This window comes from Paraburkholderia sp. AV2 (assembly GCF_054968425.1).
The window spans coordinates 161,354-183,144 of the sequence record NZ_JBANLK010000005.1; the positions used below are offsets into that span (position 1 = coordinate 161,354).

Consider the following 21,791-nt stretch of genomic DNA (forward strand, 5'->3'; position numbering starts at 1 on the left):
GGACCGTCCGCGAAAAACAAAAAAACCGCAAAGCCAATGGCCGTGCGGGTTTCAGGGACTACAACCTACTTTTTCAGACTGCGCTGGACAACTGCAGATCACGAAACTGGTGGGTGCTGAGAGGCTCGAACTCCCGACCTACGCCTTGTAAGGGCGCCGCTCTACCAACTGAGCTAAGCACCCGTTTCCCTTATGAAACGGGCTTCCGCCGCATTTTTGCGCTCCGTCTCTGCGTCCGTAGGACTCGACGAAGGACGCAATCATGCCAACGATCAGCAAACGTGTCAACCAAGCTGGCGAAGTCTCGTATCAAGCGAAGTGCCGCCGCAAAGGCTTCCCCATCCTATCGAAAACGTTTTTGGACAAGAAAGAGGCTATCAAGTGGGCACGCGGCATCGAGCGCTCATGGGATACAGGCGAAGGTCTCGCCGCAGCCAAGCAGGAGTCGGTGAACGAATCGACCGTGGCCGACATACTAATAATGTACGACACGCGCTGCGTACCGGCGCACCGGAGCGCGGATGACGAACACCGGCGCATCGCCGCCCTGCTCAAGCACCCGTTCAGCCGCGTGCGGGCGGCGGACCTGACGCCCGATGTCCTCGCGAACTACCGGGACGAGCGGCTAAGGGCGGTCAAGCCGGGAACGGTCCTCAAGGAACTGAACATTATCCGGGCGGCGCTCAACCGGGCGCGTCTCGAATTCGGGATCAGCGTGCCGGACGTTCGCATCACCCGCCCGCGAGCGCCTGCCGCGCGTGATCGGGTACTCAAGCCGGAAGAAGAGATTTTGCTGCTGGCGGCGGCACACGACTCCGGCAACATATATCTGGCAGCGGCAATCGAGTTCGCGCTGGCGACCGCGATGCGACAAGGCGAAATTCTGGCCCTTTGCCGCAAGGATATTGACTGGGATCGGCGCGTGGCACGGTTGCACATGACGAAGAACGGAGCGCCGCGCGATGTGCCACTGTCCTCGAAGGCTATATGTATATTGCGCGCGCTGCCGGAAGGGACGGAGCGCATGTTCGCGTTGGGCGACATCACGCACAACTTCATCCGGGCCGTCCGCCGCGCCAAGATACCGCACATCACGTTTCACGACCTGCGACATACAGCTTGCACGCGATTGGCTCGCGACGGGCTGACTACGGCACAACTGCGCGTCGTATCCGGTCACAAGACGCTCGCCATGCTGCAACGCTATGTCAACCTGTCTGCGGACGATCTTGTGGCGGTGCTTGGGTAATTTCTCGCACAACCCGCGCCTCTGAACGGCGTTCGCCCTGTTGATGGGCGCGGGTGAGACTTGAGAAGGGACGCGGGCGGGACTCAGTTGTGCCCCGCTCCCATCGAAACGAGCTTGAGGAAGAACGCCATGCCGCGCCATGCCCGCTCGTCCTGCTCCTTGGCCTTCTTCGCGCGGGCTGCTTCACGCTTGGCGACGGCTTCCGGGTGCGATGATCGTTCGGCGCGGTGCGTGCTGAAAAGGTCGCGCGGATCGTCGCTCAACAGCGGTGCGTGATTGAGGCGCTTACCGCCTTCGATCTTGCCGCGCGATGTGGGTCGTTCCTGTGCGGGCGCTTCCGTCACTTCCGGTTCGCTGGTGATGATTTCTGCGTCGCGCCACTTGCGCTGGTCGATTCCGGTGGTGCTGCTGCCCGATGACTCGAAACCGTCCCAGAACGTGGCTGCGGGCTTCTCGCTGACTTGTTCGGTATCCTTGGTTTCTGGCGCTTTCGATGGGCGCTTGGATCGTAGGCTCATTTCTTTGGCTCCTGTTTAGGCGTGGCGGATTCCTTCCCACGCAGCTTTGACCGAAACGCCATGGCTTCGGGCGTGCCGGGATCGGGCCATAGCTTCGGCGCTTGCTCTTCGCCGCGTGACCACGAGAAGGCCCATGCGAACACTTCTCCGATGACGGATATGTCGTCTTCGCTCAGGCTCGCGGACCATGCAGCCCAGCCGCGCCACTCCGGGAACCACGCGCAGAATGTCGCGCCATCCGCTCCGAAGGGGCCGATGGCACTGCTGTCTTCGACCGTGACGAACTCGCCTTGATCGTCTGCGATGCTGTCGAAGACTTCGATGGACTGGCCGCAGATAAGACTCTTGTACAGAAATGCGATGACCCAATCGCCCCAAAACTCGCGCGCTTTGACTAGCTGATCGAGCCATTCCGCGCTCGCGCCTTTCGTGCTGATATAGATGATGCTGTGCTCTTCGTATGGGTGGTTTTCGTAGAGCCGAGTCCAGCCCATCGGATCGAACTGGCGAAGCACTCCTGTTCGGCAACGCTCGTTCTCCGGTAGCTTTCGCTCGTCGCCATAGCACGCATAGAATGAAGTCCAATCACGCTGCTCTGGCGACTGCTCCGCGACGAACGCGCGATTGGCGACGCGCCGACCGTGCGTGTCGAGCAGCCGTTGATAGGTCGCGCGGTCGATCATTAGTGGACCTTCGACGCTGCGCCCGGTGCGGACGGCGTCATCCTGAGCACGTCTTCGACCGTCAGACCGCCGCGACGCGTGTTGCCGTCCTTATCGACAGTCACGATGCCGAGCAGGACGTTCAAGCGGTCGATGGCGCCGAGCTTGACGTTGCCTTTCTCACTGGGATTTTCGACCAAGCGGAGAAGGTGAACGATGGCCGCGTTCGCGCTCCACGCTTTCTGAGGGTCCAGCTTCGCGGTCTCTTGCTCGATCAGGTGAAGCACATACGGGTCGGTTTCTGCGTTTCGAATCCACTGCTCAACCTGATCGGGATCGACGCCCACGCGTAACGCCGCTTCTTGCTTGGTGCAGCCGCGCCACACGATTTGCTCGATGTACGTGCTGTAGATGCGTCGCAATTCGGCGCTGATGTTGTCTTTGATCGGATCGTAGATCATGGCGTTGGCTAGGCATTCGATGTCCTGCTCGCGATTCTCCGTGTGTCTGGTGTCGATGGCTACGTGTTCTGGTGTCGTGGGCGTAGAGGCGTAGAGGCGTTCGAACTTGCTTCGGGTAGGTCGATGTGGGCCGGGTCGCTCGACGGGCGTAGGACACGGATTTAGGCCGGATGCACCCGTTTAACGGTCGGGTATCGGGTCGGCGTTTGCGTCCGGTCGCCTTCGATTTCGCCGCGCCAGTCCCGGATGCGTCCCCGCCCTTCATCACACCTTGTTCCGCTTGTGGGAGAACGCCGAATAAAGGCGTCGTGCGTTTGAGCGTCCGCTGGCGCGCCTTCGGCGCTGGACTTCGCCGCGCCATGCAAGTGGGAAAAAGACTAACAGATTAACGCCTAAATTTACGGTAAATCTGGCATAGGGCCGCGCCCTGCTTGGACTCTAGGTGTTTAGGATTAACAGATTAACAAAATCTAAACTTATCTCGGCTGCATATTTTTCTCTTACCGGATATGCAATTTTGTTAATCTGTTTATCCGGCCGACCGAAAAACGCCTATAACACGTTGATTTCAAACAACTTATCACTAGATTAAGACCTAATCCTGTTTTCTTAATCTAGATCGCCAAAACACACAAAAACAGGTCGAAATACAGCATTTTTGCCGAATTTCGACCCGTTAACATCAAACCTACAACAATCGTCAGCAGGTTCAAAACTTCTTCGGCGCAACTCCGATAGCAGAAACGCCCTCCGTCGAGCACCACCACGCCTCCAGCTCCCTCACGAACTTCTCACCAAGCGCCCGCTTTTCCTTCATCGTCAGATCATTGCCGAAGCGCTCAGGCAAGTAGTACAAGGCAGTCTGCACACGAATCGCGCCCTTCGACTGATCGGCAATCTTCGGAGCCTTTCCGACCCATTGCGCCTTCCCATCGGGCGGCATCAGCTTTTGATAGCCAGCATTCGACATGAGCCGTTCCATGTATCCGTTCTTCCGCTTCGATACATGGATGCGCTCGCCCTCGCCATCATCATCGTAGGACGCTTGCGTATTCAAAATCTGCTGCCCCGCCACGATAGCCGGCCAATCCGCACGACTTACCACGGACGGGTCGCAAGGGTACTTCTCATCGTTAAACTCGACATGCTGCGGCCAATCACGATCAGCAGTCGGATCGAAGTCAGGCATAAAGCCCATCAAATCCATCCCGCGCTCCTTCATCCACCGCCACCGACCAAACGTGACCGTGATTTCACTCAAGGCTGACTCAAGCGCGTGCGGCATCTCGTGCCCCTTCCGATACTCGTCATACTCCGCCATCAGCGCGGCAGGCAAGTTATGCGGATCGAACTTGGAGATATCCCGTTCCAACAGGAAGTGCGTGAAGCCGTCCCCATACCCTTCCTTACGCAACTCTTCGAACTCGACCGTATCGAAATCTCGCCCAAGCACATCGGCAAAGACGCCGCGCATATACTCTTTCACCTGCTCTTTCGTCACGTGCGACGAGCAAATAAAGAATCGGCGGTCGTCTGGGTCGCGCGGAATCTGCTGCTCATAGTTCGTCGCGATCAAGATGCGGTGAATATTCGCCACCTGCGCCAGATTCCGGTTCTTCGCATTCACGCTCAACGAGCGGTCCCCCGCGATCCACGATTTCAGGTTGTTCTTAATCTCCATGTAGTTCTTGTCGGACCGCTCAACGTGGAACTCATCAATGAAGACAATAGGCTTCAGCAAGAATTCATTGAACGGACCGCAAGCGGTGCCAGTATTGATGCTCGAAACCTTGTCCTGCCGCGCGAAGGTGTACTTGAAGAAGTCGATGATTGCGCCTTTGCCGATGCCTTGGCCGCCGCCGAACACGATGCAGGTCTTCGGCTTCACGAGGGGCTGCTGATACGCGTGCGCCATCCAATCGAGAATATGCGCGGCGCGGCCCGGATAGATGAACTCTAGCCACTTCTCCACGACTTCGCCAATCTTCAAATACTCCGCGCCGGGTGACGGCGGTAGGACCAGTTCCTTATATTGATTCAAGCACCGCTCGCCGTTATCGTTCGTGTAAACGCGCGAGCGGTACGGGTCCATCGTCAGATTGTGAATCTCGAAATCCTCGCACGACAGGTGCGAGCGCGAAGGCGGCACGAGCACGGGCTTATTCGATTTCATGACCACAACCCCTCGCCCGTCCCGCTCCTTCTCCCAGTGCCGTTTCGGGATGCGCTCGTCCATGATCTGCGCCTTATACGCGCGGAACGGGTTGTCCTTGTGGAAGTAAACAGCGGTCGTCTGCCCCATGCCAGCCATCCAATACCAATCTTCCGGCAGGCTTTCAATTCGGTTCACGCCAGAGTACGCGCCTGCTGCTTGCTCCTGCTGCTGGCGCTTCGCGATAATGTCCGTGGCCGCGCCTTGTTCGATGACGGAGCGGGCTTGCTTCACGGCCGCATCCAACGCCCAACGCGCCTCTCCTTCCGCCGCGCCGGACATAATCTCGCTTGTATTCGCGTCGAGTTCGGATACGGTCTTGAACCGCTCAACGAACTGCGCGGCGAGCGCATCCTTGGCTACGTGTTTCGTTGCGTACTGTGTTTCGCCAATGGTCAACATAATAATAAGTAATCCGAATCTAATGGACGATTGCGGACGATAAAGGCGCGTATAATTTCTCTTGCCTTCTCTGCGTCCGTCCGGGATACAGAATTTTTCAGACCGCTCAGGTTCGCGCCTCAGCGGTCTTTTTTCTTGCCTGTTCAATTCCGGATCGGAAACCTCCAACCGTCCAACGTGTCAGGCGCGGCAGCGTTCGCATCGTCCAGCTTCGCCACAATCGCCGGGATCACGATGGTGTCCACGAAGTGCGACCACGACGCGCGCCACTTATTCTGTTTGCAAAAATCGTGCGAGCAGTCGTACACGTAGTCGAACTCACCGGACGGAATCTTTCCGCGCATGTACGCGCCGTAGGGATCGCCGTTGCCGTGGTGGTCGGCATTGATACATCGCAGCCGGTACTTTCCCGACATGTTCATCTCGACCGCGCCGCCACGACCTTCGCCCATCTGCGCGGCGCTCAGCACGATCCGCGCAATTTCGAGCCAGCGCGCGTTCGCGTCCGCCCCATCCGCATCCGGGTTGCGCGGTCTCGGCGTGCGGATTTCGATGACGAACCCGAAGGCAGACGCAATTTCGTCCAGCGTGTAGCGCGTGTCGTAATCGGAATACAGCAGGCGGACCCGAAAGCCTTCGGGGTACTTCAACGAGCCATCCGGCAGGCGCTTATTGTTGTACCCGGCAGGAAGCCGACCAACGCGCTGAATATCCTTGATGGTCACGTCCCCGCCGCGATCACGCAGCACGTTCCACACGAACGAATCGAGAAAGCCCTTAAATTTGAATCGGTTATCTTCGGGCGCGCTGAGGAAATACCAGACCTGAAAGTTACCGGGCGAAGACTCAACCACGGCACTGGGCGGCAAGATCGCTTCGATATCGGAGAGGCGCAAGCTGCCCTTCGAGCCAACGCCGCTCCCAACGTCATCAATGAAGAAGCCGAACCCGCGCCCGAAGTTGTCCACGCCGCGCCAGAATCGCCACTCGTCCGTCTTCACGTTGAGCGACTTGATCGAAGACGAGATGGGAACGTAGCAATTCGCATCCACGTCAATCCGCTCTTCGCGATAGATCGATGGGAAGAAGCCATTGTTGCGGCGCTTGCCGTCCACGCCAGTCTGTACCTGCGCGTCTTCCGCGTAGCTCACCATCACGCGCTCGTGCGGCAAGATGCCCCGGAACAGTTCGTGAACGAACTCTTTTACAGCAGCCGTTTCCGCCGCGCGTTGCTGTTTGCTGAGGGTCGCCATTACACGATCCCTCGGAGCATGTTGAATATGATCCGACTGGCTTGTGCAAACGATAGATACACCGTGCCGTACCCGCTTTCAGAACCGATAAGCCACCTCGATTCGATTCCGATTCCGTCCACGCTTTCTTTCAAGGCGTGATGGATCAGCGCATACGGTATGCGTCGCACGAAGTCCGGAATCTGTTCGTTGAATCTTTTGCGAGCAGATTCGATGTTGAAGGCAAACTGATTAGCGCCGTGCCACGATATGATCAAATCATCGGCATTCGTCAGCGCGCGCTTGATGTATCCATATGCCGATATCATAGAGCTTGCATCGTCACCAAACAGATCAACGAAATTGCCACTGGACATCATGTGCGTACCAACATCATCAAGCGTAACTAACGTCACGCCCGACCGACTGAAGTAATCTTCGAGTTCCGCCAGCGTAGCCACGCAGTCAATTTCTTCGGCATACAGGATGTAGCTATCAGCTTGCGCAGTGTTACGCTGGCGGACAGCTTGCCGAAGGATGGCGGCGGGGTCTTCGATGACTTCGCCCTTCACGGTTCTGCGATCGCTAATGATCGGCTTGATTTCGATAGCAAATGAGACGCCTTTACCGCCGCAAAACTCGCGGTCACCAGTGCAGTTCGGCTCGCCGCAGTGCAGGCAATTCGCGCCAACGTACAAGTCCCAACCGAACATCGACTCAGGAACGGCGCGAACGTTCTTTCCATGCGTCAGCCAATTGATCGGCCACCCCTCCTCTTCCGTCACGATGTTCAAGACGGTATCGAGAAACCGACCATCGAGAAAATCCAACTGCGCGCGATTGTGGCGAGGCGTCTTGCTAGCACTCAACCGGCTTTTGGTAGCGGCAACAAGGTAGTTGGCGATGTCGGGGTGCGCCGCGCATCGTTCACGATCTTTGAGAAACCAAAGGGCGACATCGAGCCGGTCCTTGATGACGGTATCAAGGGCTTTTCCGAAGTGCGGGCCTGAGACGGGAAATTTGGTGCGACCGTTTGCGGGTCGGATAGATGAGCTTGAGCCAGCCATGGCGCGGCTTCTCCACAAAACGTTGTCCGGGTTGGTCCGGGTGCCTTATTGATCCCGTGACCGCTCTTTCTCACCCGCCTGACATTCTGCGTAGGTCGGTGCTGCGCTAACTGCTCAACTGTTGCCCGGCTATCTTACGTCCAGTCGCGTGTTCATCGTGTCTATCTCCATCGAGACACCGCGAGCGAACAAAGGCCCGCAGCACGAAGCCGCGAGCGGTCATCGGGATTGCATCAGGCCGACTTATGCAGTCTGGTGCTTCAGCTGGATTACAGGAATCTCCATCCCGTACTCATCCATCGTTTCGACTGCCTTCGATAGCGCCTGAAATAACACAGGAAGTTTCTCAGGATCGCTGTAGGAAACCTCTACACACGCTACCGGATCGCACCAACTGATGTTGGCCACGGCCCAGCCTAATCCGGTAGCGTGGATTGCAGCGTTGATGACCAGTTCTGCCGTCTCGATGTTGCACATGATTTGTCCGTCCTCAGAGATTGAGCGCGCACGAACGCAGTCACGCTGCGTGGGCGCGGCGATAAGTAAAAGGTAAATTTTCCGGCTCGAAACTAATCAGACCGCGTTGCGCGATCAGCCGAGATAGGCGGGGTTGGTTATGCGGGCGTCCTGCCTTTGGGGTGCAGGATAGACCAGATACGACAAACCGGACGAAGGTGGTGCCCGGTGCTCAGAGGCAAGGCGATGATAGATCAACGCCCACCCTCTCTGCAAGCCCTTCGAGCAGCCTATTTTGATCAGCAGAGTATTGACTTGTTTACTGACCCGCAGTAGCGCTCCCGAACGCCTGCCACGGCCCACCCGCCGCCAAATCCGGGCGTATCTAAATGTCCGATTCGTCGGATTCTTCGTCACCGCCAGCGAGCGCCGCCAACTCAGCAGCCGTCTTGAACTTACCGCGCAACATCAGTTCCGCACGCGCCTTATCTGCGGCGATGGATTCCGCCGTCTTGCACGTCCGCAACTCCGCACCGGCACGACGCCCTAGCGCAATCAGCGCGCGCTCCACCGACATGCGCGGCTCCGTAAGCGAGGTAAGCGATGCACTCGTGACCGTGGCGGACGAAGCCACTTTGCCGCCGATGTAGATGCGTGATGTGAACTCGGACATAGCCTTTCCTCTTCCAACGTAATTCGGACGCTCCGAAGTATCGCTGCTTCGATGGCGCGGCCACGTACATAACGAGCGCCGACAATACCTGTAGGCGAACGGTTCGCCCCTCCCGTTCAATAAGGATAACTATCAAAAATGAAATCAAATCACAACCCGCTTCACAAAATCCAGATCGCCTTCGATGAAGAGCGATTTCCGGAAGGCGCGAACACCCTCTATCCCGAAGACTTCGCCAGCCGCCCGGTGATCCGCGCGCTTCTCCCCGTTGAAGACAGGCGCTTGTATGCGCTACTGCGCGCCTACGGCCTGTCCAGCGTCGAATCGTGGTCCGCCGCGTTCGCCAAGCACTTCCACATTCACCCGGACGCCGTGGCGAAGGTCGCAGAAGTGTACGAAGAAACCTCCATCGCCAAGCGCGAACTGATCGAAGTGCTCGATACGACCGACCCGCACACGCTGAAAGTCGAATGGGCGCGGCAAGTCCAGCTTATGTCCGTGGCAGCGGAAGACGCAGCAATTCATATTCGCCGCGAATATCTGGTCGATTACCGGGCGATTGACAAGAGCCGGTACGCGCAGCCTTCCGATCACATTGCCCTCGCGGCCATCCTCAACGAGCGTTCGCGTGAGATCGAAATTGAGGAAGCCATCGAACGCGGTGACGGCCCGAAGATCGACTGGGATCGCAAATTCGAAGGCGAGTAAGGAGCGCAATGTGAATCAGATTCCTCTCTCCGCAGTAGTGGCCAAGGCAGCAGAAACGGCAAAAGGCAGGACGCGCGGCGGCAAGGTGGCCGTTTCGACAGCAGACATCCGCGCCGCTGCGGCAGACCTCGGCGCGTGCCTCGACGGTAATTGCCGTGCATTCGGCAAGGCGATGGCTGACCTTGGTTATAAGCGCGCACCGAACGGCCATGACACGGCCCGATACTACAAGGAGCATTAAATGAGCGATCTGGACAAGTTTGTACTCCAGTACCAAGTGGACCTCAAGGACAGTATCAAGCGCCTAGAGTTGCTACAGGACAGGATGAACAAGGTTGGCGACGGCGCGAAGAGCAGCGCCAACGAACTGAAGTCATTCGCCGCAGACGCGTCCGGCGAACTCGGCAAGCTCGTCCCCGGTCTCAACGCAGTGTCGTCCGCCGTCCGTGCGATGGGTACGGAGTTCGCTGTGGCAACCGGCGCACTCGCCACGCTCGCGGTCGGCGTGAAGATGGTCATGAACCTGCGCGACCAGTACAACGGCCAGCGCACGGAAGGAATGCAGTTGGGCGTATCGTCGCTGCGGCTCGAAAACTATCAACGCGCATTCGTTCGCGCCGGTAGCTCGCGGAACGTCACGCGCGATTCCGCATCGCAAGGCATCACGGCCTTCTCCGACATGGCGAACGCCGCCTATCAAGACCCGTCCCGGCTCGGCAGAGAGGCGCGGGTCATGCGTATGCTCGGCGTTGATGTAGGCGCGCGCGGCGCAACCCCGACCGGCACGAACGAGCGCCTTGTCCAACTCGCCACCGGCCTACAGGGAAAGTCTGCCGGACAGGTGCAAGGCATCGCGAAAGCAACCGGCATGAATCAAGATTGGCTGCTGACACTCCAACAGATCGGGCCGCAGATCGGCAAGATAACCGAACTGACGAGTCAGGAAATCGAAACGCGCGGGCAGGCTGAACAAAGCCTTGCCAAGTTCAACGATCAACTCGGCAAGCTGAAAGAGAACTTCCTTGAAGTCTCCAACGCTCTCGCAGAGCCACTGCTGCCCGCCCTGACGAGCCTTGTCCAGTTGATGGAACGGCTCGCGGCAGCTATCCCGAAGTCCGACAACTCGAAAGAGGCAAAGGCAGTCAAGGACTTCGTTGCCGACAAGCGCAGCGGCCCCGCCATGTTTCTCGATCTGCTCAAGGACAAGTACGGCATCGGCCCTGGCGGCGATGTGGTTGACAACAATTCATTCCTCAAGGGCGGCGGCATTCTCGGCGCGCTTGGCTTTGGCGACGAGCCGAAGAAGAAAACCGCAGACCAACAGCAGGCGAAGCAAGCCGCAAAGAAGGAGCAAGACACTCGCGACGCGGCGGTAAACAAGATGGACGAGTCAAACAAGCAAGGCTTGCAGACCGCGAACACGATGGCACTAGCCGTCAATATGTTCGCGGGCGCTGTCCAGTCGTTCTCTTCGGCAATCAACATTCAGCAGGCGTGGGCCGCATGGGCAGGCGAAATCGGGCGCGCAAACAACCTTCCCGGCTCGACCGGCTCGGGCGCACCTTCGCTGTCGGGTGGTGGTCGCGGAAATTGGGCGGCGAATCAGTACGCGTCAGAAATCCGGGCCGCAGCGGCGAAGTACGGCGTTGACCCGCAGATGGTCTATTCGATCATGATGGCCGAATCGACCGGCCGCAACGGTCAATATAGCTCGACGGGCGCGGGCGGTCTGATGCAGGTCACACGCGGCAATTGGAAGGCTTACGGCAATGGCGCGAGCGTCATGGACCCAGCTAGCAACATCATGGTCGGCACCCGCATCTATGCGGAAAACTTGAAGCGATTTAACGGCGATCAGGCCGCAGCCCTGCGCGCCTATAACGGCAATAGCGATGCCAATTATGTCGCGAAGGTCTCCGGGTTCTATGGCGGCAACGTTCGTGGCATCGGTGAGAGCAAAGAGAAGATCAACATTCGCAACGTTCAGCAGAGTATCGCGGACTGGCTCCACGTTCCCGTTGACCAGATTCAGCGCGGCGGCGTTTCGCGCGGCGACGCATCATGGGCGCGCTCGCAGATCGAAGCGGGCATTCAGAACAACATCTACGGCATCCAGAAGCAGCTATCAGTAGGCGGTCTGCCACAACAGGATTACGCCAAGCTCCAACAAGACCTATACGCGCAGTCGCGCGGTCTCGACCTGATGCGCCAGTACGCGCGCGGCGTTGTGGATCGTCAGCCGCTCGGCGACCGTCAGCGAACAATCGGGGAAATGCAAATTCAGATCAACGTGAACGGTACAACCGACCCGAAGGCTGTCGGCCAAGCTGTGAACGACGCGCTGCGGAAGTCGATGACGGATTTGCTCGTCAACAACGCGACGGGCATCAAGGGCTGATCGAGCGCCGCCCGGTGTGACGGTGATGTTCTGCCGTACACCGGGCCACGAGAGAATTCTATTCAGGCGAACCGTTCGCCTTTAACCCCGTATTCGTCAGGAATACTATTAATCAAAGGAGCCGACATGGCAACCCGAATCGTCCACGACAAAATCCCGCGCAATCCGCGCGTCGTCCGCGCTCGTGGCAAGCGCACGGCACAAGATACCGTCACCCCCAGCACGCGCGGCATCCGCACCATCGCTCCTTCCACCATCGGCATCCAAGATCGCGAATACTTCAGCCGCGTCATGACGGTCGCGCAGGCCGCAGGCGACGCGCTCGCCATCTGCCAGAAGCTCCGCGCCACCGGCGATGCAGCGGCCATGAAGACCGCAGACGCGGCAATCAAGCCAATCGGCAAGCTGCTCAAGTCGCTCGACTCCGTCATGCGCGAGTACGTCGCGAATTCGAACGACGATCCCGAAGACCTCGATCACTCCGGCACGGCCAACGCGCCGACCGAAGGCGACCCGAACGCCATCACTAGCCAGGACGCTGCGCAAGTCGCGCGCATCCGCCACGCCCGATTTTCCACGGCAGCGGAGCAGGCCGCAGCGCTAGGCGCATACAACCCCGCACGCGTCGCGCTCGGCCTGCCGGACGAAGTGCCCGATGACGTTTACGCGTTTATTGGCGACGTGTCGAAGGTCAGCAAGTAACGCGCTCGCCGCGCCCGCCGCGCCCGCATCAGGTGGGCGCGGCTGTCGATATTCATCAGGTTAACCAATATGTCAATCCACAGAGCTATCGCGTCGAAGCTGTTCAAGGCGCAAATGTTCCGGCTCGTCGCTACTGACGGTGCAAACAGGGTGGAACTCGATCACAACGAGTTCTTCATCATCCCGTCAGCCACACGGAATAGCGACCGCGACATCGTGGCGTTTCAAGGCGTGTTTTGCCGAAACGACGGCTTCACAGCCAACGCCTTCGTTCTCTCGTTCACCAAGACGGCAAGAGGCGTGCGCTGCACACCGGCACAGTTCGCGTGCGCCGGTCTCGTCAAATCGGAAACGCGATTACTTGGGCTGGTCAGCGTTCTGGACTTCATGATCGCTGCTGGCTGCTATCTGCCGCCCGACTCTTCGGACCTTAACGGTCACATCAGCTACATGACGCGCGCTGGAAGACTTTCCAGCCGCTCTTCGATCATTGCGGACTACCCGGAGTTCAGGAAGCGCGCCGCAAAGATGCTCGATTACGACGATTCGCTGGTCGTGCTGGAAGCCGCGTGACGGTCAGGCGCGGCGTTGTACTCGCACTTGCAGCAGCGTACTTCGCCGCGCGAATCACCGGAGCAATCTTCGCGACACTAGGCAAGAAGTGAACGTATGACGACACCTATGCAAACGAGAATCTTTCTCATGCCAATTAACTTAGGTATGCATAATGATCGTCACCGAAGAGAACATCAACGCCTTGCGCGGCAAGGCAGGCATCTATCGCTTCGTCAACCCGTCCGGTTATGTGTATGTCGGGAGTGGTGTGGATTTGCACAGGCGGCTGAGGGGTCACGAGCGCGACTGCCACAACTCGCATCTACGCCGCAGCATCGCCAAGCACGGGTTCTTCGCTCACGCGATCACAGTTGTCGAGTTCATCGACATCGAAGGGTTGTCTAAGTACGCAGCGCGCAAGGTCATTCTGGCAGCAGAGCAGCGGTGGATTGATGACGGGTTCGCGCGGCACGGCGACAAGTTGATGATGAACATTTACTCTTCTGCGACGGGAAGCCCTCTTGGATTTAAGTGGAGCGAAGATAGACGTTCGAAGTTGAGTGTGTCGAAACGAAAGCTATATGAAGATCAAGCTGCCCTCTCGAAGTTGAGTGCCGCGCACTTGAAGAGTTACGAAGACCCTACCAGAAGAGCGAATAACATCGCCGGGCAGATAAAGAGCTTTGAAGACCCGGCCAGAAGAGCAAAACACCACGCGGCGATGTTCAGCATAAAGGTCATGATGAACGGCGAGCGCTTCGAGCGCTTGAGCATCGCCTTCGAAAAGGCCGGATTCTTTAGTCTAGGAATGCTATCAGAGCACGTTAAAGCCTTCGTCACCCTGTTGCGACGCGACGGAAAGGTGACGATGAACATTGGCGATGAATCGTTTGAGTTCATCGAAATACGTTGATTGAGGAAGAGATGACCAAAGCCGAATTCGACGCGCTCTGGGACGGCGGCCAGTTCGACAAAATCTGGAGCCGCGACCGGGCGATTGCCGCGCTGGAACGGATGGCGACTTTTCCGAATGGAAACAAGTTCACGCGTGCTGCCGCTCGCCGCGAGTTGCGTGAGCTACTCGCGGTTCCCGCTCAGACACGATAGGCCGTGCCCGGACGGCTCCGCGCCGCCGCCCGAACCCGAACCCCTCAGCCCGCTACGCCGACCGCCTAGCGGGCTTCTTTTCGACCGCTCGCGGCTCCCGTTCGAACACTCTATAGAGCGCCGACCGCTCGCGGCGTGGGCCGTCGCCCGCCCCTCGTCCCTCCTGCGTCCCTTCCGCCGCGCTACGCAGTCCCGTACACAACGCGAACGCCCTATCCGGGCGGTTTCGCAGCCTGTATGCGCGCTGCCGTCATAGCCGTCTGCTGCCCTGCAATCTGGCGGCGCGAATCGGCGTCCGCCGCAAGCTCTCCACGATATTTTTCTACCAAGGTGGACAGGCTAGTCTTGATTTTGTGCGCGGCAATAATCTCGGATTCCAACTGCTTCTCGGACATGGCGGAAAAATCAGTGCCTTCGCGCGGGATCGCCGCAGCGATTTTGGTCACTTCGGCGCGGTCAGCTTCAAGCGTCTGTTCCCAGACGACCATAGCGCCTGATCTGCCAAGCCCCCTTGCAGCCATATTCGCCTTCCGAGACCCATCTGCTTGGGACATCACCTGCCGAAGCGTGCCGATTGACTCGCGAGCTTCGCCCAAATCCTTCCGAAGTGCCAGCCGCAAGTCCAGAGCTTTGATCTGGTTGCTTCGCCGGTAGCCGATATAGCCCATGACTGCGCCGGAGATTCCCGTCGCCATGCCGACCATCCCGGCCACCGCGCCAACGTAGTCTGTCCAACCCAGATTAGCCATTTGGCCCCCGCATGTGCTGTTTTGGCTATCATACGGTGGACCGAAGTACGGAGACCACTATGGCTACAAGTAATAACGACAAGCCCCAAAAATCGCCTTGGCGGAGAAGGATTGTCTGGTTCGCTGCCTTCGTTATCGCATTCGTGGCGGTGAAGTCATACAAACAACACGCGGCGGATAGCGAAGCCATCGCGCAAGGCACGGAAAAAGCAACAGCCTCAATGCAGCAACTCCAGAGTCAGGCGGCCCAGCAGCACCCGGACCAGCCGCTGGGCGTCGCCACAAGCAATGCAGCGGCTGCACAGGGTCAGGCGAGACTCGCATCGGAATCAGGGGCCCAAAAGGCTGACGAAGCTGCCGGCCAATTTCTGGGCTACTACCTCGCCAATGTCCGAGCGCGGTTTGATTACTGCAAGTCGCAAGGCGTGGATATCAGCACGTTTGTTTCTGCATTCAAGCAGCATAACGCGACCCTCTATGAAAAGAGCCGAGTGATCAACGCTCGCGGCCCGTATTCGGCAGATGTGTTGGAAGACACAATGTACAAACAGATGGGCCCGACGATGGAGCAGATGATTCGGAAGAACACAGAGGACTTGGCAACGCGATCAAATACGACTGCGGCCGCTCTTTGCCAAGCACTGGCCGCATCCCCGGTCGAAGCGGTGAACCAACTGGATTTATCGCAGATAAACCCGCCGCTCTATCAGGCCCTCTCGGAAGCGCAATAGTGGTCCGTTCGCACGGTAGACCATAGCTGCCTGCCGCACCACGCCCTTCTGCGTCCCGCAAGGTAAAATAGTGGCTCGCGGATTTGACGCAGGGACGCCCAAGGACTTTTATGGGACTCCGCGAGCGCAGAAATGAAAAAAGGGCTCACGACTGAAAATCGTAAGCCCTTGATTCTATGGAACTTTTGGTGGGTGCTGAGAGGCTCGAACTCCCGACCTACGCCTTGTAAGGGCGCCGCTCTACCAACTGAGCTAAGCACCCAGCTTCGCGATTCCTGTACTGCGGGTGCCACATGGATGCCACGCTTGCGCCACCTTGGCTAACCCGCGCATTCCAACACGACCTCAAATCACCTGAGCGGAAGCGCCGTCAACCAGCTAGCCAATTAGTTTAGCGCATCTTTCAGTGCTTTGCCAGGCCTGAATTTCGGAACCTTCGCGGCCTTGATCTTGATCGCATCGCCCGTGCGCGGATTGCGGCCCGTGCGCGCGGTGCGCTTGCCGACGGCAAAGGTGCCGAAGCCGACCAGCGTGACCGATCCCCCCTTCTTGAGCGTGCCCTTGACGCCGCCGATCACGGCGTCGAGCGCGCGTCCTGCCGCCGCTTTTGAGATATCGGCTTGTTGTGCAATATGGTCGATCAATTCCGTCTTATTCATTCCAGCCCCCGAGAATGTGTTTGACAATCGTTATGGCGCCTGCCACGCCGGATAAAGGAACCAGGCAGGAACAAAAAACTGGAACACACAGCCCGGCAGAACGCCGGGCCCCGCACATTTAACGGAGCCGAAAGCGCGATGTCAAGCGGGGTTCCGCCTGATTCGACGGGACATTCGAGGGAATATTCGATTTCCGCATCCAGGCGCGGATCAGGCGGAGCGGCCATAAAAAACCCGCGGACAAAGCCGCGGGTTCTCGGGACCTTCGCCGCGCCGCGCCCGCACCGGGCGGTGCGGCGGGCACAGGATCAGCCGGTTTCAGTGCTTGACCACTTCGGTCGTAGCACCGGCATCCTTCGATTCGGCCACGGGCGCCTTGGCGTCCTCGGCCTTCACCTCTTCTTCCGGCAGCGGCTGCGGCACCCGCTCGAGCGCGAGTTCGAGCACCTTGTCGATCCAGCGGACCGGCACGATTTCGATCGCGTTCTTCACGTTGTCCGGAATCTCGGCGAGATCCTTGACGTTCTCTTCCGGGATCAGCACGAGCTTGATGCCGCCGCGATGCGCCGCGAGCAGTTTCTCCTTCAGCCCGCCGATCGGCAATACTTCGCCGCGCAGCGTGATTTCGCCCGTCATCGCGACATCGGCGCGCACCGGAATGCCCGTGAGCACCGACACCAGCGCGGTCGTCATGGCGCCGCCGGCGGACGGACCGTCCTTCGGCGTCGCGCCTTCCGGCACGTGGATGTGGATGTCCTGCTTCTCGAACGCCTCGTCCTTGATGCCGAGACGACGCGAACGCGAACGCACCACCGAACGTGCCGCTTCGACCGATTCCTTCATGACGTCGCCAAGCGAACCCGTGCGGATCACGTTGCCCTTGCCGGGCATGACCGCCGCTTCGATCGTCAGCAGGTCGCCGCCCACTTCCGTCCATGCGAGGCCCGTGACCTGACCGATCTGGTTTTCCTTCGCCGCAAGACCAAAGTCGTACTTGCGCACGCCGAGGAAGGTGTCGAGGTTGGCGCTGTCCACCGTGACGGCCTTGTCGGCCTTCTTCAGCAGCAGCATCTTCACGACCTTGCGGCAGATCTTCGACACTTCGCGCTCGAGCGAACGCACGCCCGCTTCACGCGTGTAGTAGCGAATGATGTCGCGGATCGCGCCTTCGGTCACCTCGATCTCACCCGGCTTCAGCCCGTTGTTCTTCTTCTGCTTCGGCAGCAGGTAACGCTGGGCGATGCTGACCTTCTCGTCTTCCGTGTAGCCCGAGAGGCGGATGACTTCCATCCGGTCGAGCAGCGGCGGCGGAATGTTCAGCGAGTTCGACGTGGCGACGAACATCACGTCCGACAGATCGAAATCGACTTCGATGTAGTGGTCGGCAAACGTGTGGTTCTGTTCCGGATCGAGCACTTCGAGCAGCGCCGACGACGGATCGCCGCGGAAATCCATGCCCATCTTGTCGACTTCGTCGAGCAGGAAGAGCGGATTGCGCACACCGACCTTCGCGAGGCTCTGCAGGATCTTGCCCGGCATCGAACCGATATACGTACGGCGGTGGCCACGAATCTCGGCCTCGTCACGCACGCCGCCCAGCGCCATACGCACGAACTTGCGGTTCGTTGCACGCGCAATCGACTGGCCGAGCGAGGTCTTGCCGACGCCGGGGGGCCCGACGAGGCACAGGATCGGCGCCTTGACCTTTTCCACGCGCTGTTGCACCGCGAGATACTCGAGAATGCGTTCCTTGACCTTCTCCAGACCGTAGTGGTCTTCGTCGAGCACGGCTTCGGCATTCGAGAGGTCGTTGTTGACCTTGCTCTTCTTGCGCCACGGCAGGCCGATCAGCGTGTCGATATAGTTGCGCACGACAGTGGCTTCGGCCGACATCGGTGACATCAGCTTGAGCTTCTTGAGCTCGGCGTCGGCCTTCTTCTTGGCTTCCTTCGGCATGCGCGCGGCGGTGATGCGCTTCTCGAGCTCTTCGAGATCGGCGCCCTCTTCGCCTTCGCCCAGTTCCTTCTGGATCGCCTTGACCTGTTCGTTCAGGTAGTACTCGCGCTGGCTCTTCTCCATCTGGCGCTTCACGCGGCCGCGGATGCGCTTTTCCACCTGGAGAATGTCGATTTCGGCTTCGAGCTGGGCGAGCAAATGCTCCAGACGCTCCACGACCGGGAACATTTCGAGGATGTGCTGCTTCTGGTCGAGCTTGAGCGGCAGATGCGCGGCGATGGTGTCGGCAAGACGGCCTGCTTCGTCGATGCCCGACAACGAGGTCAGGATTTCCGGCGGGATCTTCTTGTTGAGCTTCACGTATTGATCGAACTGCGAGACGATCGCACGGCGCAGCGCTTCGGTTTCCGCGCTGTCGGCATGATCGGGCTCGAGCGGTTCGACCTCGCACGAGAACTGCGTTTCCTGTTCTTCGATCGAGAGCGTTTTCGCGCGCTGCAGGCCCTCGACGAGCACTTTCACCGTGCCGTCGGGCAGCTTCAGCATTTGCAGGATGTTTGCGATACATCCCACTTCATACATGTCTTTTTCGGTCGGCTCATCCTTGGCGGCGGTCTTTTGCGCGACGAGCATGATGTGCTTGCCGCCCTCCATCGCCGCTTCGAGGGCCTTGATCGATTTCGGCCGGCCCACGAAGAGGGGAATCACCATATGCGGGAAAACTACGACGTCTCGCAGCGGCAGCAGCGGGAGCGTGGTGCGTTCCGGCGGAAGGAGTTGGGTGCCTGACATTTCATTTCCCCATGAATGGAATCAATTGTTCGGTAAGTGAGGCCTGAAAAACCGATTGCAAGCCTCGCGAGGGTGGGAAAAGTTCAGTGACTCCAAAAAAAGTGCGCCATCGACCACAAGATAAACGAAAAAGCCGTTCATCCGATTGTATGAACGGCTTTTTCCCGGTACTCTTTAGCCGATCATCACCGCCATCAGTTCGACCCTGCAACTTTGGGCGCGTCCTCATAGATCAGGAGCGGCTTGCCGTCGCCATCGATCACGTTGTCGTCGATGACCACCTTGCTCACGCCCTTCATGGCCGGCAGCTCGTACATCACGTCGAGCAACGCCTGTTCCAGGATCGAGCGCAGGCCGCGCGCCCCGGTTTTGCGGCGGATCGCCTTGCGGGCGACGGCCTGCAGCGCGGCCGGACGAATCTCCAGCTCCACGCGCTCCATGTTGAAGAGCTTGTGGTACTGCTTGACGAGCGCGTTCTTCGGCTCGACCAGAATCTTCATGAGCGCGGCTTCGTCGAGCTTGCCGAGCGTGGCGACCACCGGCAGACGGCCGATCAGTTCCGGAATCAGGCCGAACTTGATCAGGTCTTCCGGCTCCGTCTCGCGCAGCACCTCACCCGTGTCGCGCTCCTGCTTGCTCTTCACGCTCGCGCCGAAGCCGATGCCGGTTTTCTCGGTGCGGTCGGTAATCACTTTCTCCAGACCATCGAAGGCGCCGCCGCAAATGAACAGGATATTGGTCGTATCGACCTGGATGAAATCCTGGTTCGGATGCTTGCGGCCGCCCTGCGGCGGCACCGATGCCATCGTGCCCTCGACGAGCTTGAGCAGCGCCTGCTGCACGCCTTCGCCCGAGACGTCGCGCGTGATCGACGGGTTATCCGACTTGCGGCTGATCTTGTCGATTTCGTCGATATAGACGATCCCGCGCTGCGCCTTGTCGACTTCGTAATTGCAGTTCTGCAGCAGCTTCTGGATGATGTTCTCGACGTCCTCGCCCACGTAGCCGGCTTCGGTCAGCGTGGTGGCGTCGGCGATCACGAACGGTACGTTCAGAAGGCGTGCGAGCGTTTGCGCGAGCAGGGTCTTGCCGGAGCCCGTCGGCCCGATCAGCAGGATATTGCTCTTCGAGAGCTCGACGTCGTCTTTCTTGTCGAGGTGCTTGAGGCGCTTGTAGTGGTTGTACACCGCCACCGCGAGGATCTTCTTCGCGCGCTCCTGGCCGATCACGTACTGATCGAGGATGTCGCGGATCTCCTGCGGGCTCGGCAGGTCCGAGCGCGACAGCGCAGCGTCGACGCCGGCGCCCGCGGCTTCGTCGCGAATGATCTCGTTGCACAGGTCGATGCATTCATCGCAGATGAACACCGACGGACCCGCAATCAGCTTCTTCACTTCATGCTGGCTTTTGCCGCAAAACGAGCAATACAACAGCTTTTCGCTGTTAGAACCTTTCTTGTCCGCCATGGATAGAGAGCCTCCGGACACTCTGTTACATAATACGCCGTTTTTCCCCCGGCCACGCCGGGCGGGGGGCGCACGAACCGCTTGCTGTGACGGCGTGCGGGCCGCAGGCTGCGAGCGCGTATGCCGATTATTTCACACGGTCCGCGCGGCGGCGCCAATCCCTTTTTGCACGAGGTCCATGAGGGCCGAACCCTCGCCCCGTGCCTCGGGCAGCGCGCCTGATTAAATAAAACTGCGTAAAACTGCGTAAAACTGCGTAAAACTGCGCGGGCCGGATCAGGGGCGCTTGTGCAGCACCTGGTCCACGAGACCGTACGCCTGCGCGTCGTCGCCGGACATGAAGTTGTCGCGGTCGGTGTCGCGCGCGATGCGCTCGACCGGCTGGCCCGTGTGATGCGCGAGCAACTGGTTCAGGCGCTCCTTCAGGTACAGGATTTCGCGGGCCTGGATTTCGATGTCCGACGCCTGGCCGCGCGCGCCGCCGAGCGGCTGGTGAATCATGACGCGCGAGTTCGGCAGCGCAAAACGCTTGCCCTTCGAGCCCGAAGCCAGCAGGAACGCGCCCATGCTGGCCGCGAGGCCCATACAAAGGGTCGAAACGTCCGGCTTGATGAACTGCATCGTGTCGTAGATCGCCATGCCGGCCGAAACCGAACCGCCCGGGCTGTTGATGTACAGGCTGATGTCCTTGTCCGGGTTCTCGCTTTCCAGGAACAGCAACTGGGCGACGACGAGGTTCGCGGTCTGGTCGTTCACTTCGCCGACCAGGAATACCACGCGCTCCTTCAGAAGACGCGAGTAGATATCGTAGGAACGTTCGCCACGGCCGCTCGTTTCCACGACGATCGGCACGAGCCCGAGCGCCTGCGGCTCAAGATCCCGCGACGCATGGGAGGTCAACGTATCCAGCGATTGAGCGCGAATGGTCATGCGGTGCATCCTTGTCTGGAAAAGTTCTTCTGATTAACCCGAATGGCGACGGACCCTGCAAAAATCAACCACACCGCCAGCGTGGCTAAATTGCGCGGATACAAAA

22 protein-coding genes and 2 tRNA genes are annotated in these 21,791 nt (G+C 59.1%); 9 read left to right on the plus strand and 15 right to left on the minus strand.

What is annotated here, in order from left to right:
• Positions 1-107: 107 nt before the first annotated feature.
• Positions 108-183 (minus strand) — tRNA-Val (locus tag V8683_RS06015).
• A gap of 79 nt (positions 184-262) precedes the next feature.
• Between V8683_RS06015 and V8683_RS06020 the strand changes: the two genes are divergently transcribed.
• A complete protein-coding gene (locus V8683_RS06020; protein ID WP_411189383.1) occupies positions 263-1,249 on the plus strand; it encodes a tyrosine-type recombinase/integrase in 987 nt (328 codons plus the stop codon).
• Positions 1,250-1,332: 83 nt separating this feature from the next.
• Here V8683_RS06020 and V8683_RS06025 read toward each other — a convergent pair whose 3' ends face one another.
• From V8683_RS06025 to V8683_RS06060, 8 genes are all read right to left on the minus strand, one after another.
• The gene (locus V8683_RS06025; protein WP_411189382.1) at positions 1,333-1,767 is read right to left on the minus strand and encodes a hypothetical protein; all 435 of its coding nucleotides are present in this window, start codon (positions 1,765-1,767) and stop codon (positions 1,333-1,335) included.
• Positions 1,764-2,450: a hypothetical protein gene (locus V8683_RS06030; protein WP_411189381.1), complete on the minus strand. Its 687-nt coding sequence runs from the start codon at positions 2,448-2,450 to the stop codon at positions 1,764-1,766. Before V8683_RS06030 ends, V8683_RS06025 begins: the two co-directional genes overlap by 4 nt.
• Complete coding sequence (locus tag V8683_RS06035; protein WP_411189380.1) at positions 2,450-2,890, minus strand: hypothetical protein; 441 nt, start codon at positions 2,888-2,890, stop codon at positions 2,450-2,452. The genes V8683_RS06030 and V8683_RS06035 overlap by 1 nt, the downstream gene beginning before the upstream one ends.
• Before the next feature lie 709 nt (positions 2,891-3,599).
• Positions 3,600-5,504, minus strand: coding sequence for a primase-helicase family protein (locus V8683_RS06040; protein ID WP_411189379.1), 1,905 nt, complete (start codon positions 5,502-5,504; stop codon positions 3,600-3,602).
• A 143-nt stretch (positions 5,505-5,647) separates the two neighbouring features.
• Positions 5,648-6,757 carry a DNA-primase RepB domain-containing protein gene (locus V8683_RS06045; RefSeq protein WP_411189378.1) on the minus strand — a complete coding sequence of 370 codons (1,110 nt, stop codon included), beginning with the start codon at positions 6,755-6,757 and terminating at the stop codon, positions 5,648-5,650.
• Positions 6,757-7,803: a hypothetical protein gene (locus tag V8683_RS06050; RefSeq protein ID WP_411189377.1), complete on the minus strand. Its 1,047-nt coding sequence runs from the start codon at positions 7,801-7,803 to the stop codon at positions 6,757-6,759. The genes V8683_RS06045 and V8683_RS06050 overlap by 1 nt, the downstream gene beginning before the upstream one ends.
• Before the next feature lie 243 nt (positions 7,804-8,046).
• Complete coding sequence (locus V8683_RS06055; RefSeq protein ID WP_411189376.1) at positions 8,047-8,280, minus strand: hypothetical protein; 234 nt, start codon at positions 8,278-8,280, stop codon at positions 8,047-8,049.
• A gap of 364 nt (positions 8,281-8,644) precedes the next feature.
• Entirely contained in the window at positions 8,645-8,932 is a 288-nt protein-coding gene (locus V8683_RS06060; protein ID WP_411189375.1) for a hypothetical protein, read from the minus strand.
• Positions 8,933-9,070: 138 nt separating this feature from the next.
• Here V8683_RS06060 and V8683_RS06065 point away from each other — a divergent pair, with 138 nt between their 5' ends.
• The 7 genes from V8683_RS06065 to V8683_RS06095 all read left to right on the plus strand — a co-directional run bounded on the left by V8683_RS06065 (position 9,071) and on the right by V8683_RS06095 (position 14,402).
• Positions 9,071-9,640 (plus strand): hypothetical protein, encoded by a 570-nt coding sequence (locus V8683_RS06065; RefSeq protein WP_411189374.1) that lies wholly within the window; start codon positions 9,071-9,073, stop codon positions 9,638-9,640.
• 10 nt (positions 9,641-9,650) lie between these two features.
• Positions 9,651-9,881, plus strand: a complete 231-nt coding sequence (locus V8683_RS06070; RefSeq protein ID WP_411189373.1) for a hypothetical protein — start codon at positions 9,651-9,653, stop codon at positions 9,879-9,881.
• Positions 9,882-12,038, plus strand: coding sequence for a lytic transglycosylase domain-containing protein (locus V8683_RS06075; protein WP_411189372.1), 2,157 nt, complete (start codon positions 9,882-9,884; stop codon positions 12,036-12,038).
• Between the two features lie 126 nt (positions 12,039-12,164).
• Positions 12,165-12,740 carry a hypothetical protein gene (locus V8683_RS06080; protein WP_411189371.1) on the plus strand — a complete coding sequence of 192 codons (576 nt, stop codon included), beginning with the start codon at positions 12,165-12,167 and terminating at the stop codon, positions 12,738-12,740.
• A gap of 69 nt (positions 12,741-12,809) precedes the next feature.
• A complete protein-coding gene (locus tag V8683_RS06085; RefSeq protein ID WP_411189370.1) occupies positions 12,810-13,313 on the plus strand; it encodes a hypothetical protein in 504 nt (167 codons plus the stop codon).
• A 154-nt stretch (positions 13,314-13,467) separates the two neighbouring features.
• Positions 13,468-14,208, plus strand: a complete 741-nt coding sequence (locus V8683_RS06090; protein ID WP_411189369.1) for a hypothetical protein — start codon at positions 13,468-13,470, stop codon at positions 14,206-14,208.
• 11 nt (positions 14,209-14,219) lie between these two features.
• The gene (locus V8683_RS06095; RefSeq protein ID WP_411189368.1) at positions 14,220-14,402 is read left to right on the plus strand and encodes a hypothetical protein; all 183 of its coding nucleotides are present in this window, start codon (positions 14,220-14,222) and stop codon (positions 14,400-14,402) included.
• A gap of 212 nt (positions 14,403-14,614) precedes the next feature.
• Here the strand turns inward: V8683_RS06095 and V8683_RS06100 are convergent, their stop codons facing one another.
• Positions 14,615-15,151 (minus strand): hypothetical protein, encoded by a 537-nt coding sequence (locus V8683_RS06100; protein WP_411189367.1) that lies wholly within the window; start codon positions 15,149-15,151, stop codon positions 14,615-14,617.
• 59 nt (positions 15,152-15,210) lie between these two features.
• On the opposite strand from V8683_RS06100, the gene V8683_RS06105 reads away from it, so the two are divergent.
• On the plus strand, positions 15,211-15,882 hold the full coding sequence (locus V8683_RS06105) for a hypothetical protein (protein ID WP_411189366.1): 672 nt from the start codon (positions 15,211-15,213) through the stop codon (positions 15,880-15,882).
• A 186-nt stretch (positions 15,883-16,068) separates the two neighbouring features.
• Here V8683_RS06105 and V8683_RS06110 read toward each other — a convergent pair.
• From V8683_RS06110 to clpP, 5 genes are all read right to left on the minus strand, one after another.
• Positions 16,069-16,144: transfer RNA gene (locus V8683_RS06110), tRNA-Val, on the minus strand.
• Between the two features lie 124 nt (positions 16,145-16,268).
• The gene (locus V8683_RS06115) at positions 16,269-16,541 is read right to left on the minus strand and encodes an HU family DNA-binding protein (protein WP_027796408.1); all 273 of its coding nucleotides are present in this window, start codon (positions 16,539-16,541) and stop codon (positions 16,269-16,271) included.
• A 318-nt stretch (positions 16,542-16,859) separates the two neighbouring features.
• Positions 16,860-19,289 (minus strand): endopeptidase La, encoded by a 2,430-nt coding sequence (lon, locus tag V8683_RS06120; RefSeq protein WP_411189365.1) that lies wholly within the window; start codon positions 19,287-19,289, stop codon positions 16,860-16,862.
• A 194-nt stretch (positions 19,290-19,483) separates the two neighbouring features.
• On the minus strand, positions 19,484-20,755 hold the full coding sequence (clpX, locus tag V8683_RS06125) for an ATP-dependent Clp protease ATP-binding subunit ClpX (protein WP_411189364.1): 1,272 nt from the start codon (positions 20,753-20,755) through the stop codon (positions 19,484-19,486).
• 276 nt (positions 20,756-21,031) lie between these two features.
• Positions 21,032-21,685 carry an ATP-dependent Clp endopeptidase proteolytic subunit ClpP gene (gene clpP, locus V8683_RS06130; protein ID WP_411189363.1) on the minus strand — a complete coding sequence of 218 codons (654 nt, stop codon included), beginning with the start codon at positions 21,683-21,685 and terminating at the stop codon, positions 21,032-21,034.
• Between the last annotated feature and the right edge of the window lie 106 nt (positions 21,686-21,791).